Genomic DNA, 22,666 nt, shown 5'->3' on the forward strand with positions numbered 1-22,666 from the left:
GAACCCGTTCAGCGGGTCCCCGCCTGAGATGTGCTGTCCGTACCGGTCTGACCCTGCAGTTCGCGCAGTCTGTCCCGCGCGCTTCTGAGCCAGTCGCCACCCTGCCCCGCCCTGGCCTCCAGAAGCTGGTAAACCTTTATCGCCTCGGGTGTCCGGCCCATCTCTTCCAGCAGCATACCTTTGCGGTACAAAGCCTGCAGCGCGAATTCGCTGCGCGGGCCCGCTATCGACTCCACGCCATCCAGCGCCCCGAGCGCCGGGCGGCTGTATCCGGCCGCCCGGTACTGCCCGGCCAGCGCCAGGCGGGCCCGGGCATTCTGTGTGGTATCGGGACTCCAGAAAGAACTCAGTACGTCCAGCGCCTCGCTCACCCTGCCGGCCCTGACCGCTGCATCGGCCCATTCGCGCACAACCTTGTCATGCCCGCCCAGACCACGTAGAGCTGCCCACTGCCGGCGGCGGAAGTCGAGAGCATCGTCCCAGCGGTTCTCCGCCCCCGCAATCAGCGCGTTGACGGCCATGGTCTGCTCCTCGTTCAGTTCGGCCTCCGGATCGACTGACTCCAGCAGAGCGAGAGCATTATCCGCTCGCCCGGCGCTGACATACAGTCCGGCCAGTTCCACTCGCGCCAGTTTGCCGACCGGACTCCAGGGGTATTTCCCGGCCAGAGCGGTCAGTCTGCGGTTGGCCTCGGCCACATCGGCCGCGGCACGCGACAGCCGCCAGCCGATCCAGAGCAGCCGGTCCCCCGGGGAGACGTCGGCAAAGAGCAGTTCGAGATCCTCGTGGAGGCTGGTCGCATTCTGGAGCCGCCCCCGGTCGATACAGTAGGCGATCTCATCGAGCATCAGCACCGCCAGTGCCGCGCGGCGCTCAGGGTACTTGCGGCGGAAATCGTCGCGCGACTCCGCCACCTCGTCCAGTTCCCCGGCCGCCGCCCGGCAGGCCATAATCCCGCGATAGGCCTGGAAGGCGACATCAATCCGGAAGAACCGGTTCCACGGCGCATCGCGCAAGTCCTCGAAATCTTTGCGGATTTTCCCGATCGTTTTCTTGTCGCCCCCGCGTGCCAGCCGGGCCTGAATGGAAAACAGCTCGGCCAGTTCCTCGTACGCGTCGATATTTTTCAGCCGTTCGCGGTAGCTGTCGGCCAGGCCGGGATTTCCGGCGGAGTAGTAGAGTTCTGTGGCCAGGACAGCCACAATCCGTTCCGATTCGGGCTCCCGGTAGTTATCCCTGAAATTCATCAGCCGTGTGGCCGCCCCGCCGTAATCGCCAAGGGCGGTCAGCGCCCTGATCCGGTAGGCGTCGAACCGGCGGCGCAGAGCGGTGTCGAGATCGCCGGGAGAAAGCTCGTCCATAACCTTCACCGCCCGGCCGTAGCGCCCGGTGAGAAAACTGGCCTCGGCCAGGGCCGTGCGGTAAGAGATATCCTCGACCGCGTATGGATGCTGCTCGCCCCACAGGCTGATCGTGCGATAGGCCAGGAACTGGCGTTCCTGCTTGAGGTGGATCGCGCCCAGTTTCAAACCGGCCAGGCTGGCCCAGCGGCCTCCGCCGTCACTCTCAGCCAGCCTGCCGTACAACCCGGCCGCACTGTCCCGCGCACCCGCGAACGAGGCGCCCTCCAAGGATTCAGCCAGACTGAACGCCGCCTGTTGACCGATACTGCTCAGCCCGGCGATCCCCACGGCCTCGGTCCACATCGCCCGCGCGGAATCGGCCAGGATCATCACCGCCATCCCGGTATCGGCCTCGGCCCTGACGATAAACCGCCCGGCCAGCCAGTCCAGGACCTCGGTCCGGACTTTTCCGTTGTTCAGTGCCGCCAGTTCGCTAAGCAGTACGTCCTCAGCCTGGGAGATTTCGATCGGACCCAGAGTCGGGCCGATCCGCTGCAGGATCTGAAGATAGGTTTCCAGAGCCTGGTCCCGTCCCGGAAACTGAGGTTCACCGCTGAGCAGCAACCGGATGTCCCTCCAGGCCTGGGCCAGCCGCTCACTGCCCTCGAAAGAACCCTCGCGCCTGAGTTTCAACGCGCTGAGGTATTTATAGCGGATCAGCCGCAGGCGGTCGCCGGGGGCCTGCGAGTTCTCGCGCTGCATGATCGCCAGCGCCCGTTCATAGTCATCGAGTTTATCGGCGGCGATCTCCGCCAGCCGGACCCCGTCCACCCGGCCCGCCTGCTGGAGATAGATGTCCAGCAACTCCTCGGCGGCCTCGGCCGGCCGGGCGGACTCGAACAGACCGATTTCCTCCAGCCTGTCGGTCGCCTGCTGCCAGTAACTACTCGCCGGGTATTGTTCCGCCAGTTGCTCCAGCAATTCCCTTTCCGCCTCCACTCCGCGGGTGTCGCGCTGCAGCTCGGCGTATGCCAGCAACTGCCTGTCCTTGTCGTGCAGAGGGTCACCGGAGGAGGCCAGGTAGTCGCGCAACAGCGCTCCGCCGCGGAGCGTATCGCCGTCGGCCAGGTGCAGGTGCGCCCGCTCGAGCAGAATGCGGGCCGCAACCGCTGAATTGCTCTCGGCGGTCTGCGCCTCCCGCAACACTTCGAGCGCCCTGTCGATCCCCGATTCAGTACGGGCGAACCGTGCGCGGATCAGGGCCAGAGACGCGTCATCCCCGGCCGCTCCGAATCTGGCGACGTAGTTGTCCAGCCCCTGCCGCGCCTGCTCCATCATCCCGGTCCGTTCGGCGGCGTCCACGATCCGCTCCAGCAGAGCCAACGCCCGCTCGCGGTCATCCTCCAGTTCTATCACGCGGGCGGCGTAGCTGAAAAATCCCCGGCGGTCGTCGCGGCGGAGGCCGATCTCCATCAGCAGCCTGAACAGCGAATCGGGCGGGACACCTTCCTGACCGAGCCCCTCGCGGCCGGCCAGCAGGCTCAACGCGCTGTCGGCCGATGAAAACTCGTCCTGGGCCAGGTGCGCTTTGCCGACAAGGTAGGTCAGTCCCGGTGAACTCAACGGCGCATCGCCCGAGGTACGTCTGATCTCCTCGACTACCCTCAGGGCGGAGTCCGGCATGCCCACTCCGGTGAGCGCGCCGATTGCGATAATCTGGACCGGGAGGTCCTGCTGGGAGAGCGTTTTTTCGCTTTTGATGGAAATTCTGCTCAGCAGGTAGACCGCTTCCTCCGCGCGGCCCTGGGCGACCAGCAGCTGGGCGGCGAGCTGCAGCGCACTCAGCAGGTGCTGCTCGTTGTCCCCGCTGCGTAGGTACTGGAGGTAAGCTTCCAGTGCCCGGCTGTCCAGACCGGAGCGGCGCGCGCTATGGCCGATACCGATCAGCGCGGCCAGGGCGAACGAAGAATCGGCGAAATTGGCGGCCACCGGTTCGAGAGTGCGTACCGCGGCGGTGTCGCGTCCATTCCGGCTCAATATCAGTCCCAGCCGCACTAGGCTTTGCCCGGTCCAGTCGCTGGAGGGATAGTTGACTATCGAGGTGCGCAGATAACTTTCGGCGCTGTCGGTTTGTCCCCGGCCATCGAGCAGCATCCCTTTCAGAAAGAGAGCGTAGGCCTTGGCCGGTTCCCTTCCCGGCTGGTCGAGGTAACGATCGATAACCTGCATCGCCGTGGCGGTGTCGCCGCGCGAGGCCTGGCGCAGAGCACCTTTGAGCAGGCGTAGGTTGTCACCGGCGGCAGAAAGCCATCCCGAGGCGGCTAGCAGAGATACCATGACAATTGCCGTAACACTTTTTCTCTTACTCAATGGACCCATGCTCCCCGTTGACCGGCTATCCGCCCGGGCCATCAGGCGCAGCCGCATAAGCTATATCCCAGGACAAAAAGATGACAAATCGTCCGAGTTGCGATATATTGATTATCCCGGTCCGCTGAATTCCGGGAGATATTATACCCGCAACATCCGGACCGTGTTCGATTTTCGGCGTTAAGCCGCTGCAATAAAATTGCCCGCGCAAAACCGGCGGGCGCAAGTTGTAGGATTATAACACATTCGGGACCGGACTGTAAACAGTAAGTTGTTGCTGGGCAACCCGGACAGTTACAGTCGGCAGAGTACGGGGAGCGGACAGATATTCCCCCCGGCAGATGGAGGCAGCAATGAAGGTAGTGGTTCTTGCCGGCGGCGTCAGCGCCGAGCGGGAAATTTCCCTGGCCAGCGGCAAGGCCGTGCGCGAAACTCTGCGCAACGCCGGGCACGAGGCCGATATCGTGGACCCGGGCAGTGGCTGGAAAGTTGTCGAGCCGCACGAGGTGCCGCTCGAGGCGAACCGCACCTCGTGCGGCCTGCCCGGGGGCGAGGGCACCGGGTTGCTGACTGCCGCCGACATCGTGTTCAACACTCTGCACGGGGGCCAGGGTGAGGACGGGACGGTAAACGCCGTGCTGGAACTACTGGGAGTGCCTTATGTCGGAGGAAAGCCCGCCGCCTGCGCGGCCGCGATGGACAAGGCCACCAGCAAGATGCTGTTCAGCCAGGCGGGGGTGCCGACCCCGGATTACATCCTGCTGGATGGCTGGAACCGGGGGCTGTGGACAGATTCCCTGGCCGAAGCCGCCGGACGGTTCGGCCTGCCGCTGGTTGTCAAGCCGGCCGAGGAAGGCTCCACGGTTGGATTGACCAAAGTCGAGAGCGACGATCAACTCTTCCCGGCCGCCGAGGAAGCCGCCCGGTTCAGCCGCCGGGTGGTGGTCGAAAAATTTATCGCCGGCAGGGAACTCACTGTCGGCGTGGTCGCCGACGAGGCTCTGCCGGTGCTGGAAGTAATAGTTCCCGGCGGGCTCTACGATTTCGAGGCCAAGTACCGCAGCCACGACAATAAGTATATCTGCCCGGCCGAGATCGACCCGGAAGTGGCGGAGGAGGCTCAGAAATTTGCCCTGCTGGCTTTCGACTTGCTGGGCCTGCTGGATTACTCCCGAATCGATTTCCGCCTGGACGACCGGGGCGGACTGTGGTGTCTGGAAGCCAACAACCAGCCCGGGATGACCAGCAGCAGCCTGCTGCCGAAGGCAGCCGCGGTCTCCGGTCTCGAATTGCCGGGCCTGTTGGAAAAAATTATCGCCAGCGCGCTCTCGAGGTACTGAAGATGCCGATGCGCCTGGCGGTGTTTACTATATACGCGGTTTCGGGAATTCAGCAAAGGACGGCGTGATGAAGGGTTATATCGAAACATTGAATGAAAAAAAGAAATCCGGGCGCAGCCCGTTACGCGATATCCAGAGCGAAAGCGACCACCGCAACCTGGAAATCCAGAAAGTGGGGGTGAAAGGCCTCCGTTATCCGATAGTTGTGCAGGACCGGGTCAACGGGACCCAGCACACCGTGGCCGAAATCCAGATGGCGGTTCACCTGCCCCACAATTTCCGCGGTACGCACATGAGCAGGTTTCTGGAAATACTCAACCGCCATCGCGGGAATATCGCCTCGGATAATTTGACTGAAATCCTGGCCGAGATGCGGAAAAAACTGGACGCCGAAGTGGCTCACATGGAGCTTGAGTTCCCCTACTTTATCGAAAAGCTGGCCCCGGTGACCAAAGCCGCTGGCCTGCAGGAGTATATGTGCACGTTCGACGGGTCGCTGGGGGCGAACGAGGAAGATTCGAACTTTACCCTGCACGTGAGGGTTCCAGTCACAACCCTGTGCCCGTGTTCCAAGGAAATCTCCAGCTACGGGGCGCATAACCAGCGCAGCTACGTGTTGCTGTCGGTCCGGTTCGAAGGGTTTGTGTGGATCGAGGACCTGGTGGAAGTGGCCGAGGAATCGGCAAGCTGCACGCTGTACCCTCTGCTCAAGCGCAAGGACGAAAAATACGTCACCGAGTACGCCTTCAACAATCCCAGGTTCGTGGAGGACGTGGTCCGCGAGTGCGCGATCCGTCTGGAGGAAATGCAGGACGTGTACTGGTATCGGGTGGAAGCGGAGAATTACGAATCAATCCACAACCACAATGCCTACGCGCTGATCGAGAAGAACGAGAACGACGATAAGTAAGGACATCCACAGCCGGCGGATTTCGCAAACCGGCGCCGAAGTCGCAGTCCAGTCTGCCTGTGTTCAGCGCAACGTATTTCTGGTTATCATGCTCTTGCAACGGTTATATTGAAATTCACGATTAAACCAGCTCTGCTGATAACGTGCAATTGCGCAAAATACACCGCAAAATAATTACGTGAATTTACTTGACACGCCGCGCCAGGTTCATTAGTATTTGGAAGCATCGGGGTTTTATTGCGCCCCAGTGTTTTCCCCGCCTTTTACGGAGACTGCACATGCGCCTGAAAGACTGGACTGTTCTCGTAGTCCCCCATAACGAGTTCCAGCCGCACAGGTTCAAAATCTCCAGGTTTATTGCCCTCAGTCTGATGCTGTTCGTTATCGGCGTAGGAGCCGGTGTCTCCTACCTGATCGTCACCTCGTCCAGTAAAAATTTCGATTATCTGCGCTATCTCAACCTGCAGCGCGAAAACGGGATATTGACCCAGAAACTGCAGGACGTGGAAGGCAAGATCGAGAAGATGGACGCGCAGGTTTCCGGGCTGATGGAGGAAAACCAGCGATTCCGCAGTATCGCCGGGCTCGACTTGCTTGACGAGGAAATCCGCGAAGTGGGTATCGGCGGTACGTTCATGGGCGCCCGCGAGGAGTTGCTGGAGATCAAACCGTCGCTGGCCCGTCGTCTTTACAGCCAGGACGAGCAGGTGGACGTGCTGCTGCGTAAGTCGGCGCTGATCCAGCAGAGTCTCGAGGAAGCGATCGCCAGTATCGAGGAGAGCCGGGAAAAGTGGACGCACTACCCCTCGATCATGCCCACCAGGGGATACATCTCCAGCTATTTCGGCAAGCGCAGCCACCCGATCTACCATGTCTCCCAGTACCACAACGGCATCGATATTTCCTGCGCCAAGGGTGAGCCGATTATCGCCCCGGCCGACGGGAAAGTGATTATGGTCAAGCAGCAGATCGGCTACGGCTTGACAGTGGCTATCGACCACGGCTACGGGCTGCTGACACGTTTCGCTCACTGCTCCAAGGCCAAGGTGCGTAACGGCCAGCAGGTCAAGCGCGGAGACCTTATCGCACTGGTGGGACAAAGCGGGATCACCACCGGACCCAACCTCCATTACGAAGTTTACCTGGACGGACGGGCGCGCGACCCGATGAATTTCATCCTGGACAACTACGTCCCCTGAGCCCGGCACTCCCCTTCATTTACCAGATCGTGCTGACCCGCTTTGCAGACCGGGGGCGAAGTGCGCCTTGACAACACACGCGGCATTCCCTTATTTTAGAAGCGTCCCAGGTCCACAGGACAAAAGCTCGCTAACCCCGTCAGGACCGGAAGGTAGCAGCGGTATGCTTGTAGCGTTTGTCGCTGTGGGAAGCCTGGGACATTTTTTTCCATCCGCCGGGCCAGTTGCAGATCATCTCTCCCTGACGCTTAGTTCCGTATCCCTCAACCCGAACCGCGGAGCACGCGCAGATGTTCATTGTCGATTCCTACTCCACCGCCATTTTCATGTGCATCATCACCATGCTCTGCTGGGGCTCCTGGGCCAACACGCAGAAACTCGCCGGCCGTCACTGGCGCTTCGAGCTGTTCTACTGGGATTACGCCCTGGGCGTGCTGATATTCTCGGCTCTCCTGGGCCTGACTCTGGGCAGCACAGGCGCGCAGGGCCGTCCGTTTCTGGCCGATATCGCCCAGGCCGGCTCGGGAGCGATCGGCTCGGCCGTGCTGGGGGGCGTGATTTTCAACCTGTCAAATATCCTGCTGGTGGCGGCGATATCCATGGCCGGAATGGCCGTGGCGTTTCCGGTGGGAGTGGGCCTGGCGCTGGTTATCGGGGTGATAACCAGTTACACGGTCAAGCCCGAGGGCGATCCGTCGATGCTGTTTCTCGGCGTGGGTGTGGTGGCGCTGGCGATCCTGCTCGACGCGGCCGCGTACCGGCGGTCCGGCGCCGGCGCCGGCGGCGGGTTCAAGGGACTTGCCCTGTCGGTGGCCGCGGGTGTGCTGATGGGCTTTTTCTACCGCTGGGTGGCCGCATCGATGGCGACCGATTTCGCCTCGCCGGCAGACGGTATGCTTACGCCCTACACCGCAGTGTTCTTCTTCTCGCTCGGCCTGTTCGCCAGTAATTTCCTCTGGAACACCCTGGCGATGAAATTCCCGTTTGCCGGAGAGCCGGTGAAAATGGGTGATTATTTCCGGGGCAGTGCCGGAGTGCACCTGACCGGTATCATGGGCGGCCTGATCTGGAACCTCGGGATGAGTTTCAGTATTATCGCCAGCGGCCAGGCGGGGTTCGCGATCAGCTACGGCCTGGGCCAGGGCGCCACGATGGTTGCGGCATTATGGGGCGTCTTTATCTGGAAGGAGTTCGCCGGCGCATCGAAAGGTACCGGCAAACTGCTGGCGGCGATGTTTGTCTGTTACGTCGTGGGGCTTACCCTGATAGTCTATGCCCGGACCGCCGGGGGATAAAACCTACAAAAAAGGCCGCCCGGAAATTCGCGCTCCCGGGCGGCCTTTGACCCGACCACACCATCCCGCCCTCAGGCAAAGATTTCCACCATCACCGGCTTGACCAGCCGCTTGAAATCCTCCCACTTCATTCTCACCGCCTCGTGATGGGTGCAGGCGTTGAATGTGATCGTGTCGTCTTTCTCCAGATGCTTGTCGCAGAACACCTTGATACCGTAGAGATTTCCGAACGGCGGCATGGCTCCCGGTTCACAGTCGGGGAACAGCTCCCGCATGGCGGCTTCATCGGCCAGCACCGCGCCCTCCATGCCGGATGCCCGGGCGAAACTGTCGAGGTCCACCTGGTGGGGAGCATCCACAACTGCCAGTGCATACTCCTCGCCATCGGTAAGCAGCACCGGCTTGACCACCTCCCGTCCGGGCCTGTGCACGCTGGCCGCGGTCTCCTGGGCGGTGTAAGTAACCGCGTGCGGGATTACTTCGTAGTCGACATCATTCTGCTCCATGAACTCCCGGACTTTAGCGGCGATAGTCATGGGTTAACTCCTTCCAGTATGCCTGGACACAGTCGTCCGGCTGGTGAGACCGCGTGGTTACGGATCTGCAGGGTACAATTACCGGCAGTATCCGAAGAAGTGCCGGATGTGCAAAAGACATTTCCGAGGCCTGCCCCTTCTCGGCGCTCTGGTAACAAATCTGCTGCAGTGGTAAGCCTGTACCGCAATGCCGGCTGATCAATCGGAGTTGGATTACGGTCCCTGAGTAATCATAGGCATGGAGAGGAAAAAATTCAAGCAGGCGAATGATAGAATGAGAAGCGAAATCTCCGGGCCGGGCGGGCGGCGCCGGTGCTTGCGCACCGGCAACCGCTCGGTTGCGCGCATTTATGCGCGCGCCGCCCGCCCGCGGAAGCCCGGACCACTAAGCGATCTCCAGCAATCCCGCGGCCTCGATCAATTGCGCCCTGGTGTCCAGGCCGTGGGGGCAGAGATTCTCGCAAGGCGCCTGGCAGTTCCGGCAGTGCGAGGACCGCTGGGCTTCCGGCAGGGCCGCATACCGGGCCATCGCTTCTTTCTCGAACCCGTACTGGCTGAAATACATCTTGTAGCGCATGATATCCGCCACGTTTACCCCGTGGGGACAGGCGGCGGTACAGGCCGCGCAGTTGCGGCAGTATGTGCTGTCGAAAGCCTGGCGGTAAAGTTCCAGTAACCCGGCGTCATGCAATGACAGCTTCTTGTTGAGAGTCTCGAGGAACGTGTCGATTGCGCTGAAATTATTGAAATGGGCGCAAACCGAGGTCACGTCGTGATTACTCAGCGCCCAGCGCACCCGGGCCTGGTAGAGTTCCAATCCCTGCTGCTCGAGTTCCCTGACCTCGGCCTCACGGGCCCCGGCGCGAACCTTGAACACGATCACGCCGATGCCGTTGTCTGCCGCGCGACGGAAAAGTTCCATCTGGCTCTTATACTCCATGAAGTTGTAGCGGCAGAGGATCACGTCGTAGTAGCCCAGCTCGATCGCCCTGTTCAACATCGGCTCCAGCTGCCCGCTGTGAGTGGAGATCCCCAGGTATCTGGCCTTGCCGGCCGCTTCCATCTTTTCGAACGCCCTGGGGATCGCCGGGTTGGTGACATTTTCCAGCGTATCGGCCTGGTGCGGAACATAGATGTCCATGTAGTCCAGGCCCATCACCTCCAGGCTCTCGTCCAGCCGACGGAGCATCGTTTCCTCGTCGGGGTTGCGCATGCAGTCGATCCCGGACAGGACGAACACTTTATCGCGGTGTTTGGCCAGGGCGGGACCCAATGCACGCTCGGCCGCGCCGCTCTGGTAGTCGGCGCAGGTGCAGACCAGATTTACTCCAGCCCCGATCGCCGCCTCCAGCACCGCGGTGGTCTGCCAGCCGTAGGTCCCGAAACAAACTTCGCTGACCTCCATCCCAGTACGGCCAAGCTGACGGTATTTCATTTTCAGCCGGGCCTGTTCCGGCCCCGAGCTCTCATTGGCATAAGTGTTTGCGCCGGAGAGCGACACGGCCCCGGCGGCCAGCAGTCCCCTGCCCACGAATTTTCTGCGATCCATCGGCCGCACTCCTTTCCAGGTTCAGCGCATCGGAGGATATGGGTATGTTTGGAAGCTTTTGATTTCCAGCTTGGCGCTCAGGCACTAAGTGCGAAATAATTATCAAATTATTCCCGAAAAGGGAGAACTAGTTACACAATTTAACAAATCCAAGGCAGCTAAAACGGCAGTGACTATGAAAAGAATTAAAAGGTTTAAACTTTTCCGTTTTGGTTCAAAAATGTAAAAAAACGGCCCTGACTGAAATCGCATCGGTCAGGGCCGGCCCACCGGTTAAAACTACTCGCTGATCTCCCAGGTTTTGATTTTCGACGGGTCGGTGATGATCTCGAGCTTTCCGGCCAGACTCGAGTTCTGCGGCGACAACTCGGTTGCCACCATGTCGATATTGTCGTTGGGGCAGCGGTAGAGACAGATGCCGCAGGCAACGCAATCCTCGGCGCAGATCTTCACGTAGCTCTCCTCGTGATCCCAGGCGCGGGTCAGGCAAAGCTCCTCGCAGATCTGGCAGCCCACTCCGCAACCGCAGAACAGGCAGCGCTCCGCTTCCTCGACCGCCTCCTCCCGGGTCATGGTGAACTCGTAGGGCTCGAAATTATCTTTCCGCTTATCGCTCCCCACATGCCTTACGGGCACCTTGGGCTTGAGATTGAAATCCGGGTTCCGGTTGATTACGTCCTCCGGATCGACCGGGTGCAGTTCAGGCATGTAATCCAGGAACGCCTGCCCGCCCTTCAAATTTTTATCCAGGGTCACCGCGGCGTTGTGGCCCTCGGCCACCGAACGGATTACCGTTGCCGGTCCCATCGAGGCGTCCCCCGCGACAACGAATTCATTGACCTGAGTCGCTCCGGTTTTTTCGTCGTACTTGAGAGTTCCCCAGTCGGTCATCTCAAATCCCATCTCCCGGGTCCCGAGATCAACGTGCTGGCTGATCGCGGTGATAATCGTGTCGCAGTTGACATCGAACTCGGCTTCTTCCACGGCCTCCGGCGGACGGCGGTCGTCACCCCCGGCAATACCCAGTACGTTGTTGCGCATGCGGATGCCGGTGATCTTGTTCCGGCTGTCGTGCTTGATCTCCAGCGGACTGACCAGGTACATCACCCGCACACCCTCTTCCTCGGCCTCGTACACTTCCTCGGGGATCGAGGTCATCTCGTCCTTGGTGCGCCGGTAGAGCATGTAAACCTTTTTCGCGCCGCGGCGCACGCAGGTCCGCACGGCATCCACCGCGGTAAAACCGCCGCCGACAACTACCACCGTATCGCCGATCGGCAGGTCGACCCCGCGCTGGCGCTCCTTGAGGAACTCGAGCGCCATGTAGTACTGCTTGAGTTCCTCGCTTTCGCCCGGTACGTTCAGCCGGTTGCCGGACTGGGTACCGAATGTCAGCACGAACCCCTCGTATCCCCGGGTCTTGAGCTCGTCGATAGTGAAATCCTCGCCCAGGGCCTTTTCCGTCTCGAACTCGATCCCGAGCGCCCTCAGTGCGTCGATTTCCAGGCCCAGGATCTTGCGCGGCAGACGGAACTCGGGGATACCGTAGCGCAGCATCCCGCCCAGCTTCTTCTCCCGCTCGAACACTTTGACCTTGTAACCGGCCCTGGCCAACTCGTGGGCCGCAGTCAACCCGGAGGGGCCGGAGCCGATCACCGCCACTTTCGTCCCGTGCTTGTTGTCGCTCAGAACCACAGTAGGCTGCCAGCCTTTCTCCTCGGCCATGTCCATCACGAAACGCTTGATCGCCCGGATGCGGATCGGTTCGTCCTTGACTCCCCGGGTGCAGGCGCTCTCGCAGGGGAAGTTGCAGACATAGCCGCACACCGACTGCAGCGGGTTCTTGCTGGTAATCTGTTCGTAAGCTTCCTTGAACCGCTCCTGGGCCACCAGCCGCACATAGGCCTGGGCCGGGACGTGGAACGGGCAGGCGTAGTCGCAGGGAGCGACCAGATACTTGTCTTTCAGCCGGGCGTAACCCTCGTGCAGGGTCAGCTCGGGAGCGGCGGTAACCGATGAGACAACCTCGTCGCGCATCTGGGCTGCATGTTCCACCTGCCGTTTTTCCATGTAATTGCGGAACTCGCGGAAAAATTCGGGGAAATAGCCGAACCCGTATAGAATGGTCGCCGCGCACACGCCCACCAGGTCGGCGCCGGCCTGGATCATCTCCACCCCGTCATGCCAGGTGGTCACTCCGCCGGTGCCGAGGATTGTCGGCTCGGGGCCGACCATCCGCCGCATCATGTAGACATCGCGCAGGGCCAGGGGTTTGAGCCAGCTGCTGTTCATGCAGTACATTCCCTGCTCTTTCTGCAGGTAGATATCGCTCCGGCCCGGCTTGTCCTTGCTGATCTGGGTCAGCGCGAGGCGGTTGCCGACACCGCAGACCATGTCCGCGCCGGCGTCGAAACAGATCTTGGCGATCAGGTGCTGGCGGCTGCCCTCGGGGGTAAGTTTCACGCACAGGGGGATCGACGTCTCTTCCTTGATCGCGGAGATAATCGCCCGCAGCGCCTGGGGGTCCTGGCCCTGGCTGGCCCCGGTTTTACGGATAGCTTTCTCGGGGTCCTCGGCCAGTTCGACATTGAACGACATGTTGGGACAGCACATGTTCAATTCGTTGATATAAGCCCCGGCCTCCTCGAACTTCCTGGCCATGTTCACCCAGCCCTCGGCCCCCTCTTCCGAATAAGTAAAGTTGGAGAAGAGTACGAAATCCGGGATTTCTTTCCGCGCCTGCTCGATCAGCCGGCAGGCCTCGTCGAAATTCAGCCGCTTTTCAGCGGTAAAATAAAGCAGGTGCTGGGTGGGATCCCAGCCGTAGCGCGGCCGCCGGTTGATATATGGCGGAGGGTCGAAAGTGAGCTTGCAGCTTGCCCCCGCCCAGCCGTACTCCGCCGCCCGCTTGAGCTGCGAGAGATACATCGTGGTCGGTCCGCTCGAAACAAAGAACGGGTTGCGGAACCTGACACCGCTCACTTCCACCGGCATGTCGAAATCAACGTCGTCGAAAGGCCTGCGGTTGAGATAGAGAATATCACCGCGAGGTAAATTAGACTTGCGTGGCATTTGCGCCCCTTGCATCAGGAATCAGTTATCGTTTCGGTGGATTATGTAGTTATCAATGGAATTAAGACCCCTATTGTTACAGTGACTTATCTAAGCCGCCCTCTGCGGCACATCAGCTGGCAATCCCGAATCCAGCCCGGAACCGTGCAATTGACAACTAAAAATATAATCATTGGCCGCTGACTGCTATAATTTTTTCAATATCACGGGCAGCCTGCGGCCGATGGTGTTCAAGTTGCAAATGTTCGCCGCCGGCGATAACAGTCTCTCCTGTTACAAGAACCTTGCGCCGGAAGCAATATCTCTGAACTTTTAACCAAGCCGCCACTGAGACCGCCGACTCAATCGAGTCCGGTCTCCCTCCTTATATCAGCCGGAGCCGACCGAACGATGAGCACTTCTCTGACCAGGCGCGGAAGACTGCTGTCTCTGGACGCTTACCGAGGGTTCACGATGTTTTTCATGGCCAGCGCGGGCTTCGGGTTTGCCGTGCTGGCTGACGATCCGGGCTGGCAGTGGCTGGCCCATCAGTTCAGTCACGTGCGCTGGGAGGGGTTTACGCTCTGGGACCTGATTCAGCCCTCGTTTATTTTCATTGTCGGCGTGGCGATGCCCTTCGCCTTCGCCATCCGCACCTCCCGCGGCGAGAGCCGGACCTCGCAGCTCAAGCACGTGGCCAAGCGCTCGCTCACCCTGCTGGTTGTCGGCATGGCGATTGTCTGCGTGCACAAGGACGACGTCCAGATAAACCTGACCACCGTGCTGCAGCAGATCGCGATCGCCTACTTCTTCGCCTTTTTCGTCCTGGGACGGGGCTGGAAAGTGCAGGCGCTGGCCACGCTGGGAGTGCTGGCGGTCCATGCCCTGCTGTTCCAGTTCGGTCCGGGACCGGGCGCCGATGTCTACGCCAAGAACGCCAATTTCGCCGCCTGGCTCGACTTCACCTGGCTAGGCCGCTACGACGGCGGCGGCTACACGAGCTTCAACGCGTTCAGCTCAATCGCCACGGTGATCCTGGGAATCATGGCCGGCGAAATGATCCGCAGCGATAACCCGGAGAAAAAGAAAGTGCTCTGGATGTTCGCCACCGGGATCTGCCTGATCGCGGCCGGCACGGCGCTGCACCCGGTGATTCCGGTTGTCAAGCGGATCTGGACTGCCTCGTGGACCCTGTTCAGCGGCGGCTGGGCGTTCCTGCTGCTGGGTGTTTTCTACTGGATGATCGAGATCAGGAACTGGCGGCGTTGGAGTTTCATCTTCCAGGTCGTGGGCATGAACTCGATTGCGATCTACGTACTCTACCAGATGCTGCGCGGCTCGATAGACAGCTGGCTGTGGGTATTCACCCACGGGTTCCTGGGACCGATGGGCGACATCGGGATCATCCTCCAGGCCTGGCTCGTGCTGGCGATTCACTGTTATTTCGTTTACTGGCTGTTCAAGCGCGAAATTTTCCTCAAGGTCGGCTGAGTTCAGCGTGCCGATGAAAAAAGTATCCGGAAGGAGCGGCAGATATGCGATTAGGTAAGCTGCTGGCTGTCTTGACATTGGCCTGCCCGCTGGCGGCGGCCGCCCAGATGGTGGAGCTGACTGACGAGCAGATGCTCGACAAGATCAAGGGCGGCTGGGTCGGCCAGGTGGTGGGCTGCACCTACGGCGGCCCCACCGAGTTCCGCTGGAACGGGACCTGGATCCAGGACTACGTCCCCCTGCGCTGGGACAGCGAGATGATGTACGAAGCCTACACCGACCATCCCGGCCTCTACGACGATATCTACATGGACCTGGCGTTCATGGCCGTGCTCGCCGAACAGGGCCTCGATGCGCCGGTGAACGAGATGGCGCTCAAGTACGCCAACGCAGGCTTCACTCTCTGGCACGCCAACCAGGCCGGCCGCTGGAATATCCTCAACGGGATCATGCCGCCGGCCAGCGGGCACTGGAAAAACAACCCGCACGCCGATGATATCGACTTCCAGATCGAGAGCGACTTCATCGGCCTGATCAATCCCGGCATGCCTGCTACCGCGCTGGACTACGCGCTGAAAATCGGACATATCATGAACTACGGCGACGGGGTCTATGGCGGCGTGTTCGTCTCGGCCCTCTACGCCCACGCGTTCGTCGAAAATGATATCGTCACCGTGGTGGAGAAGGCGCTGTTGAATTTACCCGAGGCCAGCCGTTACCGCCGCTGTGTCGAGGACGTCCTTGGCTGGTGGCGCAACTACCCCGACGACTGGAAGGAGTGCTGGTTCCAGGTCCAGCGGGAATACACGGACGATGTCGGCTGTCCGGCCGGTGCGCTGCTCCCGTTCAATATCGATGCCGTGGTCAACGGGGCCTATATCGTGATCGGTCTGCTCTACGGCCAGGGAGATTTCGGCAAGACTGTGGATATCTCCACCCGCTGCGGATTCGACTCCGACTGCAACCCGTCCAACGCCGGCGGTGTGCTGGGCACGATGATCGGCTTCGGCAACATCCCGGCCGAGTGGCTGGCCGGCCTCGAGCGGGTGGAAGACCTCAAGTTCAGCTACTCCGACTACAGCCTGAACGATATCTACCGGGTTAACCTGCGGCTGGCCGAGGAACTGGTGATCGAGGGCGGGGGCGAGGTGCAGGGCGGAGTCTGGACGATCAAGGTCCAGCAGCCCAAGGCCCCTGAAACCCTCGAAGTCGCCTTCGAGGGGCTGGAGCCGGCAAGCAGGCGGCGCCTCAGTCACCGGTTGGAAAAATCATGGACAACGCAGTTCGAGGGCCGCGGGTTCGTGATCGACGGCCGGATGCTCAACAACGAGGGCGCGGCCCGCTGCCAGGTCAAGGTGGACGGCGAGGTGATCGAAACTCTCACCCTGGAGGGCGAGTACCGTTACCGCCGTACGCCGCTGTTCTGGTACTACGACCTCGAGCCGGGTCAACATACTCTCGAGATTACCCGCCAGCGCGGCAGCGGGGTTCCCCAGTTGAACCAACTGCTGATTTATCGCTGAGAGAGACCCGTCCGCGAACTTTACAGTCGAAGGGCGCGGCGGCGTGCGCGCCCTTCTTTATTTGTACCGTCTTGCCCTGAGGCTTGAATGCAGCGCCCGACCGGTTGTCTTCTCCAGTGGAGATGCGCGACGGAGTCCGGCTGCCGGCCAATATCTATCGCCCGGACGCCAGGAGACGCTTCCCGGCCCTGCTGATGCGCTCTCCCTACGGCAACGGCGGCGCGGGCAGCGGTGAGGATATTGCACCGGCAACGGACAGACGCTATCTTAAGATAACGGAAATCTGGAGCTTACTTTCGGAGAACTGAAGCGGCAAGTTATGAGCTACCTTGTACTTGCGAGAAAATACAGACCGACTGTCTTCGGCGAGGTGGTGGCCCAGGAGCACGTGACCCGCACGCTGGTCAACGCCCTTGCCGCCGAGAGGATCAGCCACAGCTATCTGTTCAGCGGGCCCCGCGGAGTGGGCAAGACCACCACCGCGCGCCTGCTGGCCCGGGCTGTCAACTGTACGGGCAGTCAGGGCACCGATCCCTGCAACGAGTGCGACAGTTGCCGCGCTATCCTGGCCGGCAACTCGATGGACGTGCTGGAGATCGACGGGGCCAGCAACCGTGGGATCGACGAGATCCGCGACCTCCGCGAGCGGGTGGGCTACGTCCCCAGCAGCAGCCGCTACAAGGTGTATATCATCGACGAGGTCCACATGCTCACCACCGAGGCGTTCAACGCCCTGCTCAAAACCCTGGAGGAGCCGCCCTCGCACGTGATTTTCATGTTCGCCACCACCGCCCCGCACAAGATCCCGCCTACCATTCTCAGCCGCTGCCAGCGGTTCGATTTCAAGGCGGTGCCCACCGCGGATATTGCCGGGCAGCTGGAAAAAGTTTTCGAGGCCGAGGATGTGAAGATGGACCGCGAGGTGGTCGAGATGGTGGCCCGCAAGGCCGAGGGCGCCATGCGCGATGCGCTCAGCCTGGCCGACCAGGTGATCGCTTTCTGCGACGGGGACTACACCGTGGAGAAAGCCTCCCAGGTACTGGGCGTGCTCGACACCGGCCTGTTCCTGCGCCTGAGCGGCCTGATCGAGGCCCGCGACACCCTGGGCGCTGTCGAGTTCGCCGACGAGTTGGCCGGCAACGGCGTCGACCTCGAAGAGTTCTATGCCGAGCTGGCGCGCCACTACCGCAACCTGATCATTTTCCGTCTCGGCGTAAAGGACCCCTCGGCTGTCGATATCCCCGGCTCGCAGGTGAACGCTTACCGCGGCTGCGCACAGAAGTTCGCCCTCGAGGACCTGGTCCGCTCGCTGCAGCTGATCCTCCAGTTCGAAGAAATTTTCAAGTTCAGCGGCCAGCAGAAAATCTCGCTGGAACTGCTGCTGGTCCGTTTGACAATGCTGGACAAAAGTATTAACATTAGCGACCTTTTGACCCGCCTCGACAGCGGTGCGCAGCCGGCTGCGGCAGCCGGCGAACTAAAAAAAAAGAGCGGAACGCTAACTGAGCCGCCGCGCACCACCGGCAGCCCGCCCTCCGGCGGCCCCCGGCTGACCGCCCAGCCCTCGGGGCCCCCCTCTCCTGGGCCACCCGGGGAACAGGAGGAAGCGCCGCGGCTCGAGGAGGTCAAGCTCGACGGGCCGGTGGACCTGGAAGCAATCCAGTCCAACTGGAGCGCGGTGGTGGCCCGGATCAGGAGGGGAAAACAGACACTGGCGGCGCAGATCGGCGAGGCCAGTGCGGTCTCGTTCGAAGGGAATACGCTTAAACTCGAAGTTCCCGCCAAGGGGTACAGCGCTACCAGGCTGAAAGACAGACAAACCCGCAGGCTGATCGCTGATTGTGTGCGGGACACTTTCGGGCTGGACTCGGTGGCGGTCGAGATCGAGACGGTCAGGCCCGCGACGGACCTAGCGGGCGACAAAAAAGACACACAGGAAAATCCGTCGGCCGGGAGTTTCGAGCAGCTCTGCCGGACCAACCCGCTGATGGGCAAAATCAAGGAACTTTTCGACCCGGAGCTGCTCGACCAGTAGCACGCCGGAAGTTCGCCCGATGCAGCCGGTGCGGGCAAATCACCCTCGCAAAGGGGGAGGCAGCCATGATGAACAACCTGAAGCAGATTTTACAGCAGGCGCAGAAGATGCAGGGCCAGTTTCAGCAGATCCAGGCCGAGTTGGAGAACAAGAAAGTCGAGGCCTCGGCCGGCGGCGGGATGGTGCACGCGGTGGTCAACGGGCGGCAGGAACTGCTGGAACTGAGGATCGACACGGAGGTTGTGGACCCGAAAGACGTCGAAATGCTCGAGGAACTGGTCTGCGCCGCGGTCAACAAGGCGCTGGAGAACAGCCGCGAGATGATGGGCCGGGAGATGCGCAAGCTGACCGGCGACGTTCAGCTGCCGGGCATCTTCAACAACCTGTTCACCGGCTGACGGACGAATTATGAGCAGGAGCCTGGAAAAGCTGATCAAGTCTCTGAGCCGCCTGCCGGGGATCGGCGAAAAAACCGCGGGCAGGCTGGCCTACCACCTGCTCAAGTGCCCCGAGGAGCAGGCCCGCCAGCTGTCCGAGTCTATCGGCCAGCTGCGGGAAAATGTCTTTTTCTGTCCGACCTGCGGCAATATCACCGAGGAAGACCCCTGCGATATCTGCCGCGACAAGCGCCGTGAGCGCGAGGTGGTCTGCGTGGTCGAGGAGCCGGCCGATATCCGCGCTATCGAAACCAGCGGCAGCTACCGTGGCCTCTACCACGTTCTGGGCGGACGGCTGAGCCCGCTGGATGGTGTCGGCCCGGATGAACTCTCGCTCGACCGGCTGCTGCAGCGGATAGAGACCAGCAAACCCAGGATCAGCGAGCTGATTGTCGCTACCAATCCCAGTGTGGAGGGAGACGCAACCGCCCTGTATATCCAGCGGATGCTCAACGGTCACCGGGTACGGATCAGCCGGATCGCCTGCGGCCTGCCCGCCGGAGGCCACCTGGAATACATGGACTCGCTCACGATCAGCCAGGCGCTGGAAGGACGGCACAACCTGTGAGCACGCAGACTCCCGACCAGATTGCCCCGGAAACAGCTCCGGATTGCAGCCCGCTGATGCGCCACCTCCCCAATGCGCTCACTGTCCTGCGGATTCTGCTGGCACCGGTCCTGTTCTGGCTGATTCTCCGGGCCGATTCCTACGGCGACTACGTGCTGCTCTATTACCTGTTCGTGTTCGCCGGAATGACCGATGTCTATGACGGCAAACTGGCCCGCAGTCACCGCACTATCACCACTTTCGGCAAGTTTGTCGATCCGGTCGCCGACAAGCTGCTCCTGGTGGCCACGCTGGTCCCGTTTTACATGCTCAGCACCAAAGTGCCGATGTTCCGCATGGTGACCCTGGAGGTCCTGGTGATCCTGTTGGGCCGCGAACTGCTGATCACCATGCTGCGCTATTACTCGATGTGGACCGGGAAAGTGTTCAGCGCCAGCCGGCTGGCGAAGTTCAAGACCGTGTTCCAGATGTTTTTTATCGGCTCGTTGCTGGTTCATCTGGTGCACAGCCGGACGATCGTCGACTACCCTGCCTGGGCGTTCGCCTGGTTCGACTCCTTCCATTACAAACTGAACTGGGTGGTAATCGTGGTGGTGGTGGGCTTGTCGATAGCCTCGGCCATCGAGTATATCGCCCGCAACGTGCCCCAGTTGGCCAAACAGTCCCGTTCATGAATTTTCTTACCAAACTGGTCGCATCCGGTCTGGGTACTGGTTTCAGCCCCGTGGCACCGGGCACCGCCGGCAGCGCTCTTGCCGCCGCCGCCGCCTGGCTGCTGCGCGATCTCTGGTCAGTCCCGCTGGCCCTGGGCCTTTCGGCTATCGCCGCCGCCGCCGGAGTTGCCGCCTGCAACCGGGCCGAACGGTTCTGGGGCCACGACAGCGGCCGGATGGTGATCGACGAGATAGCCGGTCAGTGGCTGACCCTCTGCCTGGTTCCGCTGAACGTCACAACAATTTCAATCGGGTTCCTGATTTTCAGGACGCTGGACATAATCAAGCCGCCGCCCGCCCGCCACGCCGAAAGTCTGCCGGGCGGCTGGGGCGTGATGGCCGATGACCTGGTGGCCGGCGCGCTGGGAGCCGTGATTCTGTGGGGAGTGGTGCGATGGATGTGATGATCCTCTCGGTGGGATCGGAAATACTCAAGGGCCGCACGGTCAATACCAACGCGGCCTATATCGCGGGAAAGCTCTACGCGGCCGGGTTCAACGTGGTGCAGGAACGGACGATCGCCGACGGGGAACGCCTGATCGGCCGGGCGCTGGAGGAATGTTTCAACACGGCGGATATCGTGATCGCCACCGGCGGACTGGGACCCACCCGCGACGATGTCACCAAGCCGGCGGCCTGCAGATTTTTCAACCGCAAGCTGGTATTCGACCAGAAGTATTACGACCGGCTGGAGCGCTATTTCAGGCGGCTGGGTTACGACGGGGTGCCGAAACGCAGCTACGGCCAGGCCGAGGTCCCCGAAGGCGCCGAGGTGCTGCCCAACAGCCAGGGCACGGCGCCGGGGCTGATGCTGGGTGACGGCAGGCGTCTGCTGGTTTTATTGCCCGGCGTGCCCCGCGAGATGAGTCACCTGATCGACGAGGAAGTGCTGCCCCGGCTGGTCGAGCGCTACACCTCCGGGACCCCGTTCTCCGCCGTGGTGCGCACTGTCGGGATCGGCGAAAGCACGATTGCCGAGCGGATCGAGGAGGAACTGGCCGAGGAGGAGCGCGAACTGCTCAACTACTACCCTCACGGCGGATTCGTGGACATTGTCGTGGCCGCGGCGGGCGAGGTTAAGCCGGCACACGGCGAGGTGGTCGCGAAAGTGGCCGGGCATGTCCGCGGAGTGCTGGCAGATCACGTCTACGCCACCGGGGAGAAAGATATCCGGGAGGTGATCGCCGAGCACCTGACAGCCGGGAACCAGACCCTGGCCGTGGCCGAAAGCTGCACCGGCGGCCTGCTGGCGGAGACTCTCACCAACATTCCCGGCGCCAGCACCTGGTTCGCCGGCGGTGCGGTTACCTACTCCAACAAATCGAAAGAGACCCTGCTGGGCGTGCCCGGTAGCCTGATCGAGCAGCACGGGGCGGTCAGCGAGCAGGTGGCCATCGCGATGGCCCGGGGCGCGGCGGAGAAGTTCGCCACTCAGTGGGCTGTCGCGATAACCGGAATAGCCGGGCCCGGCGGCGGAACCGAGGACAAGCCTGTGGGCACCGTGTTCATCGCGCTGGAGACCCCTGTCGGCCAACGCTGCGAACGCTGCGCGTTCAACGGCAGCCGCGGCCAAGTTCGCCACAGGAGTACAATCAAGGCCACTGAGTTGTTGTGGCGGGCTTTGAGGCGGTTATCTGAAAGCTGAGCAAGCAAGCCCTGCCGGCTGACTCTGGTTGCGGAAATCGGCGACGAGACCCCGGAACTCATCCTTACCCCGGTGAGCGGCGAAGCTCTGATCTGAGGCCTGGTTATCGAACCCGTCGAGTGAAATCCCTTTACTTCCTGAAGCTAAAGTGGTACGTTTAGTTGCGCACCCGGGGCGATGAGGGCGGGCAGGTTTATCGCTGACATTGCTGGTATTAAGTCCCGGTCGAAATTTGTTATAGAATCAAATACCCTAAGATTGCCCGACGCCAACTGGAGATGTCCGGGCGATGGAGGTGGAAGAAAATGCTGCCCAATTTAGGCTACGGCGAAATGATCCTGATCGGTTTCCTGGTCCTGCTGTTATTCGGCGCCAAGAGGCTGCCGGAAATCGGCTCATCGCTGGGTAAGAGTATCAAGATGTTCAAAAAAAGTATCAAGGATATTCAGGAAGACCTTCCCAGCGCCGACGATCTCGAAAACGACAGTCCCAGGCCCCGGCCGCAGAACCAGAGCCAGAGCCAGCAGAGCAACTCGTATACCCAGGAGTCGCCGCCCCAGGACAGTTCGCCGGAACATACCAAGGACTGAGCCGGCTGTGTATCCTGCAGTGATAGTGTTTTTGATTCAACGCCGGGCCGCGCGCTGACCGCCGGGTAAAT

General features: G+C 61.3%; 18 protein-coding genes and 1 other RNA gene. 15 read left to right on the forward strand and 4 right to left on the reverse strand.

All coding sequences use genetic code 11. The annotated features are described in order from the left end of the window. Positions 1-8: 8 nt before the first annotated feature. Complete coding sequence (locus FVQ81_05815; protein ID MBW7996083.1) at positions 9-3,713, reverse strand: hypothetical protein; 3,705 nt, start codon at positions 3,711-3,713, stop codon at positions 9-11. Positions 3,714-4,054: 341 nt separating this feature from the next. On the opposite strand from FVQ81_05815, the gene FVQ81_05820 reads away from it, so the two are divergent. The 5 genes from FVQ81_05820 to FVQ81_05840 all read left to right on the forward strand — a co-directional run bounded on the left by FVQ81_05820 (position 4,055) and on the right by FVQ81_05840 (position 8,457). Further along, positions 4,055-5,053, forward strand: coding sequence for a D-alanine--D-alanine ligase (locus FVQ81_05820; GenBank protein MBW7996084.1), 999 nt, complete (start codon positions 4,055-4,057; stop codon positions 5,051-5,053). Between the two features lie 67 nt (positions 5,054-5,120). Further along, positions 5,121-5,963, forward strand: a complete 843-nt coding sequence (locus tag FVQ81_05825) for a GTP cyclohydrolase I FolE2 (protein MBW7996085.1) — start codon at positions 5,121-5,123, stop codon at positions 5,961-5,963. 278 nt (positions 5,964-6,241) lie between these two features. After that, positions 6,242-7,162 carry a peptidoglycan DD-metalloendopeptidase family protein gene (locus tag FVQ81_05830; protein MBW7996086.1) on the forward strand — a complete coding sequence of 307 codons (921 nt, stop codon included), beginning with the start codon at positions 6,242-6,244 and terminating at the stop codon, positions 7,160-7,162. Between the two features lie 104 nt (positions 7,163-7,266). Further along, positions 7,267-7,364: signal recognition particle sRNA small type (gene ffs / locus FVQ81_05835), an RNA gene on the forward strand. A gap of 88 nt (positions 7,365-7,452) precedes the next feature. Then, positions 7,453-8,457, forward strand: a complete 1,005-nt coding sequence (locus FVQ81_05840) for a multidrug DMT transporter permease (protein ID MBW7996087.1) — start codon at positions 7,453-7,455, stop codon at positions 8,455-8,457. 71 nt (positions 8,458-8,528) lie between these two features. Here the strand turns inward: FVQ81_05840 and FVQ81_05845 are convergent, their stop codons facing one another. The 3 genes from FVQ81_05845 to FVQ81_05855 form a co-directional block, all read right to left on the reverse strand. After that, complete coding sequence (locus tag FVQ81_05845; protein ID MBW7996088.1) at positions 8,529-8,993, reverse strand: YbaK/EbsC family protein; 465 nt, start codon at positions 8,991-8,993, stop codon at positions 8,529-8,531. A gap of 385 nt (positions 8,994-9,378) precedes the next feature. Then, positions 9,379-10,542: a hypothetical protein gene (locus FVQ81_05850; protein MBW7996089.1), complete on the reverse strand. Its 1,164-nt coding sequence runs from the start codon at positions 10,540-10,542 to the stop codon at positions 9,379-9,381. Between the two features lie 279 nt (positions 10,543-10,821). Beyond that, the gene (locus FVQ81_05855; protein ID MBW7996090.1) at positions 10,822-13,629 is read right to left on the reverse strand and encodes an NAD(P)-binding protein; all 2,808 of its coding nucleotides are present in this window, start codon (positions 13,627-13,629) and stop codon (positions 10,822-10,824) included. Between the two features lie 375 nt (positions 13,630-14,004). On the opposite strand from FVQ81_05855, the gene FVQ81_05860 reads away from it, so the two are divergent. The 10 genes from FVQ81_05860 to FVQ81_05905 all read left to right on the forward strand — a co-directional run bounded on the left by FVQ81_05860 (position 14,005) and on the right by FVQ81_05905 (position 22,595). Further along, a complete protein-coding gene (locus tag FVQ81_05860) occupies positions 14,005-15,084 on the forward strand; it encodes a DUF5009 domain-containing protein (protein ID MBW7996091.1) in 1,080 nt (359 codons plus the stop codon). Between the two features lie 44 nt (positions 15,085-15,128). Further along, complete coding sequence (locus FVQ81_05865; protein MBW7996092.1) at positions 15,129-16,607, forward strand: ADP-ribosylglycohydrolase family protein; 1,479 nt, start codon at positions 15,129-15,131, stop codon at positions 16,605-16,607. Positions 16,608-16,723: 116 nt separating this feature from the next. Beyond that, positions 16,724-16,915: a hypothetical protein gene (locus FVQ81_05870; GenBank protein MBW7996093.1), complete on the forward strand. Its 192-nt coding sequence runs from the start codon at positions 16,724-16,726 to the stop codon at positions 16,913-16,915. 11 nt (positions 16,916-16,926) lie between these two features. Beyond that, entirely contained in the window at positions 16,927-18,642 is a 1,716-nt protein-coding gene (dnaX, locus tag FVQ81_05875; GenBank protein ID MBW7996094.1) for a DNA polymerase III subunit gamma/tau, read from the forward strand. Positions 18,643-18,707: 65 nt separating this feature from the next. Further along, a complete protein-coding gene (locus FVQ81_05880) occupies positions 18,708-19,040 on the forward strand; it encodes a YbaB/EbfC family nucleoid-associated protein (GenBank protein MBW7996095.1) in 333 nt (110 codons plus the stop codon). A 10-nt stretch (positions 19,041-19,050) separates the two neighbouring features. Then, positions 19,051-19,647, forward strand: a complete 597-nt coding sequence (recR, locus tag FVQ81_05885) for a recombination protein RecR (GenBank protein ID MBW7996096.1) — start codon at positions 19,051-19,053, stop codon at positions 19,645-19,647. Then, positions 19,644-20,321: a hypothetical protein gene (locus FVQ81_05890; GenBank protein ID MBW7996097.1), complete on the forward strand. Its 678-nt coding sequence runs from the start codon at positions 19,644-19,646 to the stop codon at positions 20,319-20,321. The genes recR and FVQ81_05890 overlap by 4 nt, the downstream gene beginning before the upstream one ends. Continuing rightward, positions 20,318-20,764 (forward strand): phosphatidylglycerophosphatase A, encoded by a 447-nt coding sequence (locus FVQ81_05895; protein MBW7996098.1) that lies wholly within the window; start codon positions 20,318-20,320, stop codon positions 20,762-20,764. The genes FVQ81_05890 and FVQ81_05895 overlap by 4 nt, the downstream gene beginning before the upstream one ends. Then, complete coding sequence (locus FVQ81_05900) at positions 20,755-22,005, forward strand: competence/damage-inducible protein A (protein ID MBW7996099.1); 1,251 nt, start codon at positions 20,755-20,757, stop codon at positions 22,003-22,005. The genes FVQ81_05895 and FVQ81_05900 overlap by 10 nt, the downstream gene beginning before the upstream one ends. Before the next feature lie 305 nt (positions 22,006-22,310). After that, positions 22,311-22,595: a twin-arginine translocase TatA/TatE family subunit gene (locus FVQ81_05905; protein ID MBW7996100.1), complete on the forward strand. Its 285-nt coding sequence runs from the start codon at positions 22,311-22,313 to the stop codon at positions 22,593-22,595. The last annotated feature ends 71 nt before the right edge of the window (positions 22,596-22,666 follow it).

This window comes from Candidatus Glassbacteria bacterium, from assembly GCA_019456185.1.
GTDB lineage: Bacteria > Gemmatimonadota > Glassbacteria > GWA2-58-10 > GWA2-58-10 > JAJRTS01.

What these genes read in the sequence shown, in the direction of transcription:
- FVQ81_05820 (MBW7996084.1), top strand. Translation starts at nt 4,055, where the DNA reads ATGGAGGCAGCAATGAAGGTAGTGGTTCTTGCCGGCGGCGTCAGCGCC.
- FVQ81_05825 (MBW7996085.1), top strand. Translation starts at nt 5,121, where the DNA reads ATGAAGGGTTATATCGAAACATTGAATGAAAAAAAGAAATCCGGGCGC.
- FVQ81_05830 (MBW7996086.1), top strand. Translation starts at nt 6,242, where the DNA reads ATGCGCCTGAAAGACTGGACTGTTCTCGTAGTCCCCCATAACGAGTTC.
- FVQ81_05840 (MBW7996087.1), top strand. Translation starts at nt 7,453, where the DNA reads ATGTTCATTGTCGATTCCTACTCCACCGCCATTTTCATGTGCATCATC.
- FVQ81_05845 (MBW7996088.1), bottom strand. Translation starts at nt 8,993, where the DNA reads ATGACTATCGCCGCTAAAGTCCGGGAGTTCATGGAGCAGAATGATGTC.
- FVQ81_05850 (MBW7996089.1), bottom strand. Translation starts at nt 10,542, where the DNA reads ATGGATCGCAGAAAATTCGTGGGCAGGGGACTGCTGGCCGCCGGGGCC.
- FVQ81_05855 (MBW7996090.1), bottom strand. Translation starts at nt 13,629, where the DNA reads ATGCAAGGGGCGCAAATGCCACGCAAGTCTAATTTACCTCGCGGTGAT.
- FVQ81_05860 (MBW7996091.1), top strand. Translation starts at nt 14,005, where the DNA reads ATGAGCACTTCTCTGACCAGGCGCGGAAGACTGCTGTCTCTGGACGCT.
- FVQ81_05865 (MBW7996092.1), top strand. Translation starts at nt 15,129, where the DNA reads ATGCGATTAGGTAAGCTGCTGGCTGTCTTGACATTGGCCTGCCCGCTG.
- dnaX (MBW7996094.1), top strand. Translation starts at nt 16,927, where the DNA reads ATGAGCTACCTTGTACTTGCGAGAAAATACAGACCGACTGTCTTCGGC.
- FVQ81_05880 (MBW7996095.1), top strand. Translation starts at nt 18,708, where the DNA reads ATGATGAACAACCTGAAGCAGATTTTACAGCAGGCGCAGAAGATGCAG.
- recR (MBW7996096.1), top strand. Translation starts at nt 19,051, where the DNA reads ATGAGCAGGAGCCTGGAAAAGCTGATCAAGTCTCTGAGCCGCCTGCCG.
- FVQ81_05895 (MBW7996098.1), top strand. Translation starts at nt 20,318, where the DNA reads ATGAATTTTCTTACCAAACTGGTCGCATCCGGTCTGGGTACTGGTTTC.
- FVQ81_05900 (MBW7996099.1), top strand. Translation starts at nt 20,755, where the DNA reads ATGGATGTGATGATCCTCTCGGTGGGATCGGAAATACTCAAGGGCCGC.
- FVQ81_05905 (MBW7996100.1), top strand. Translation starts at nt 22,311, where the DNA reads ATGCTGCCCAATTTAGGCTACGGCGAAATGATCCTGATCGGTTTCCTG.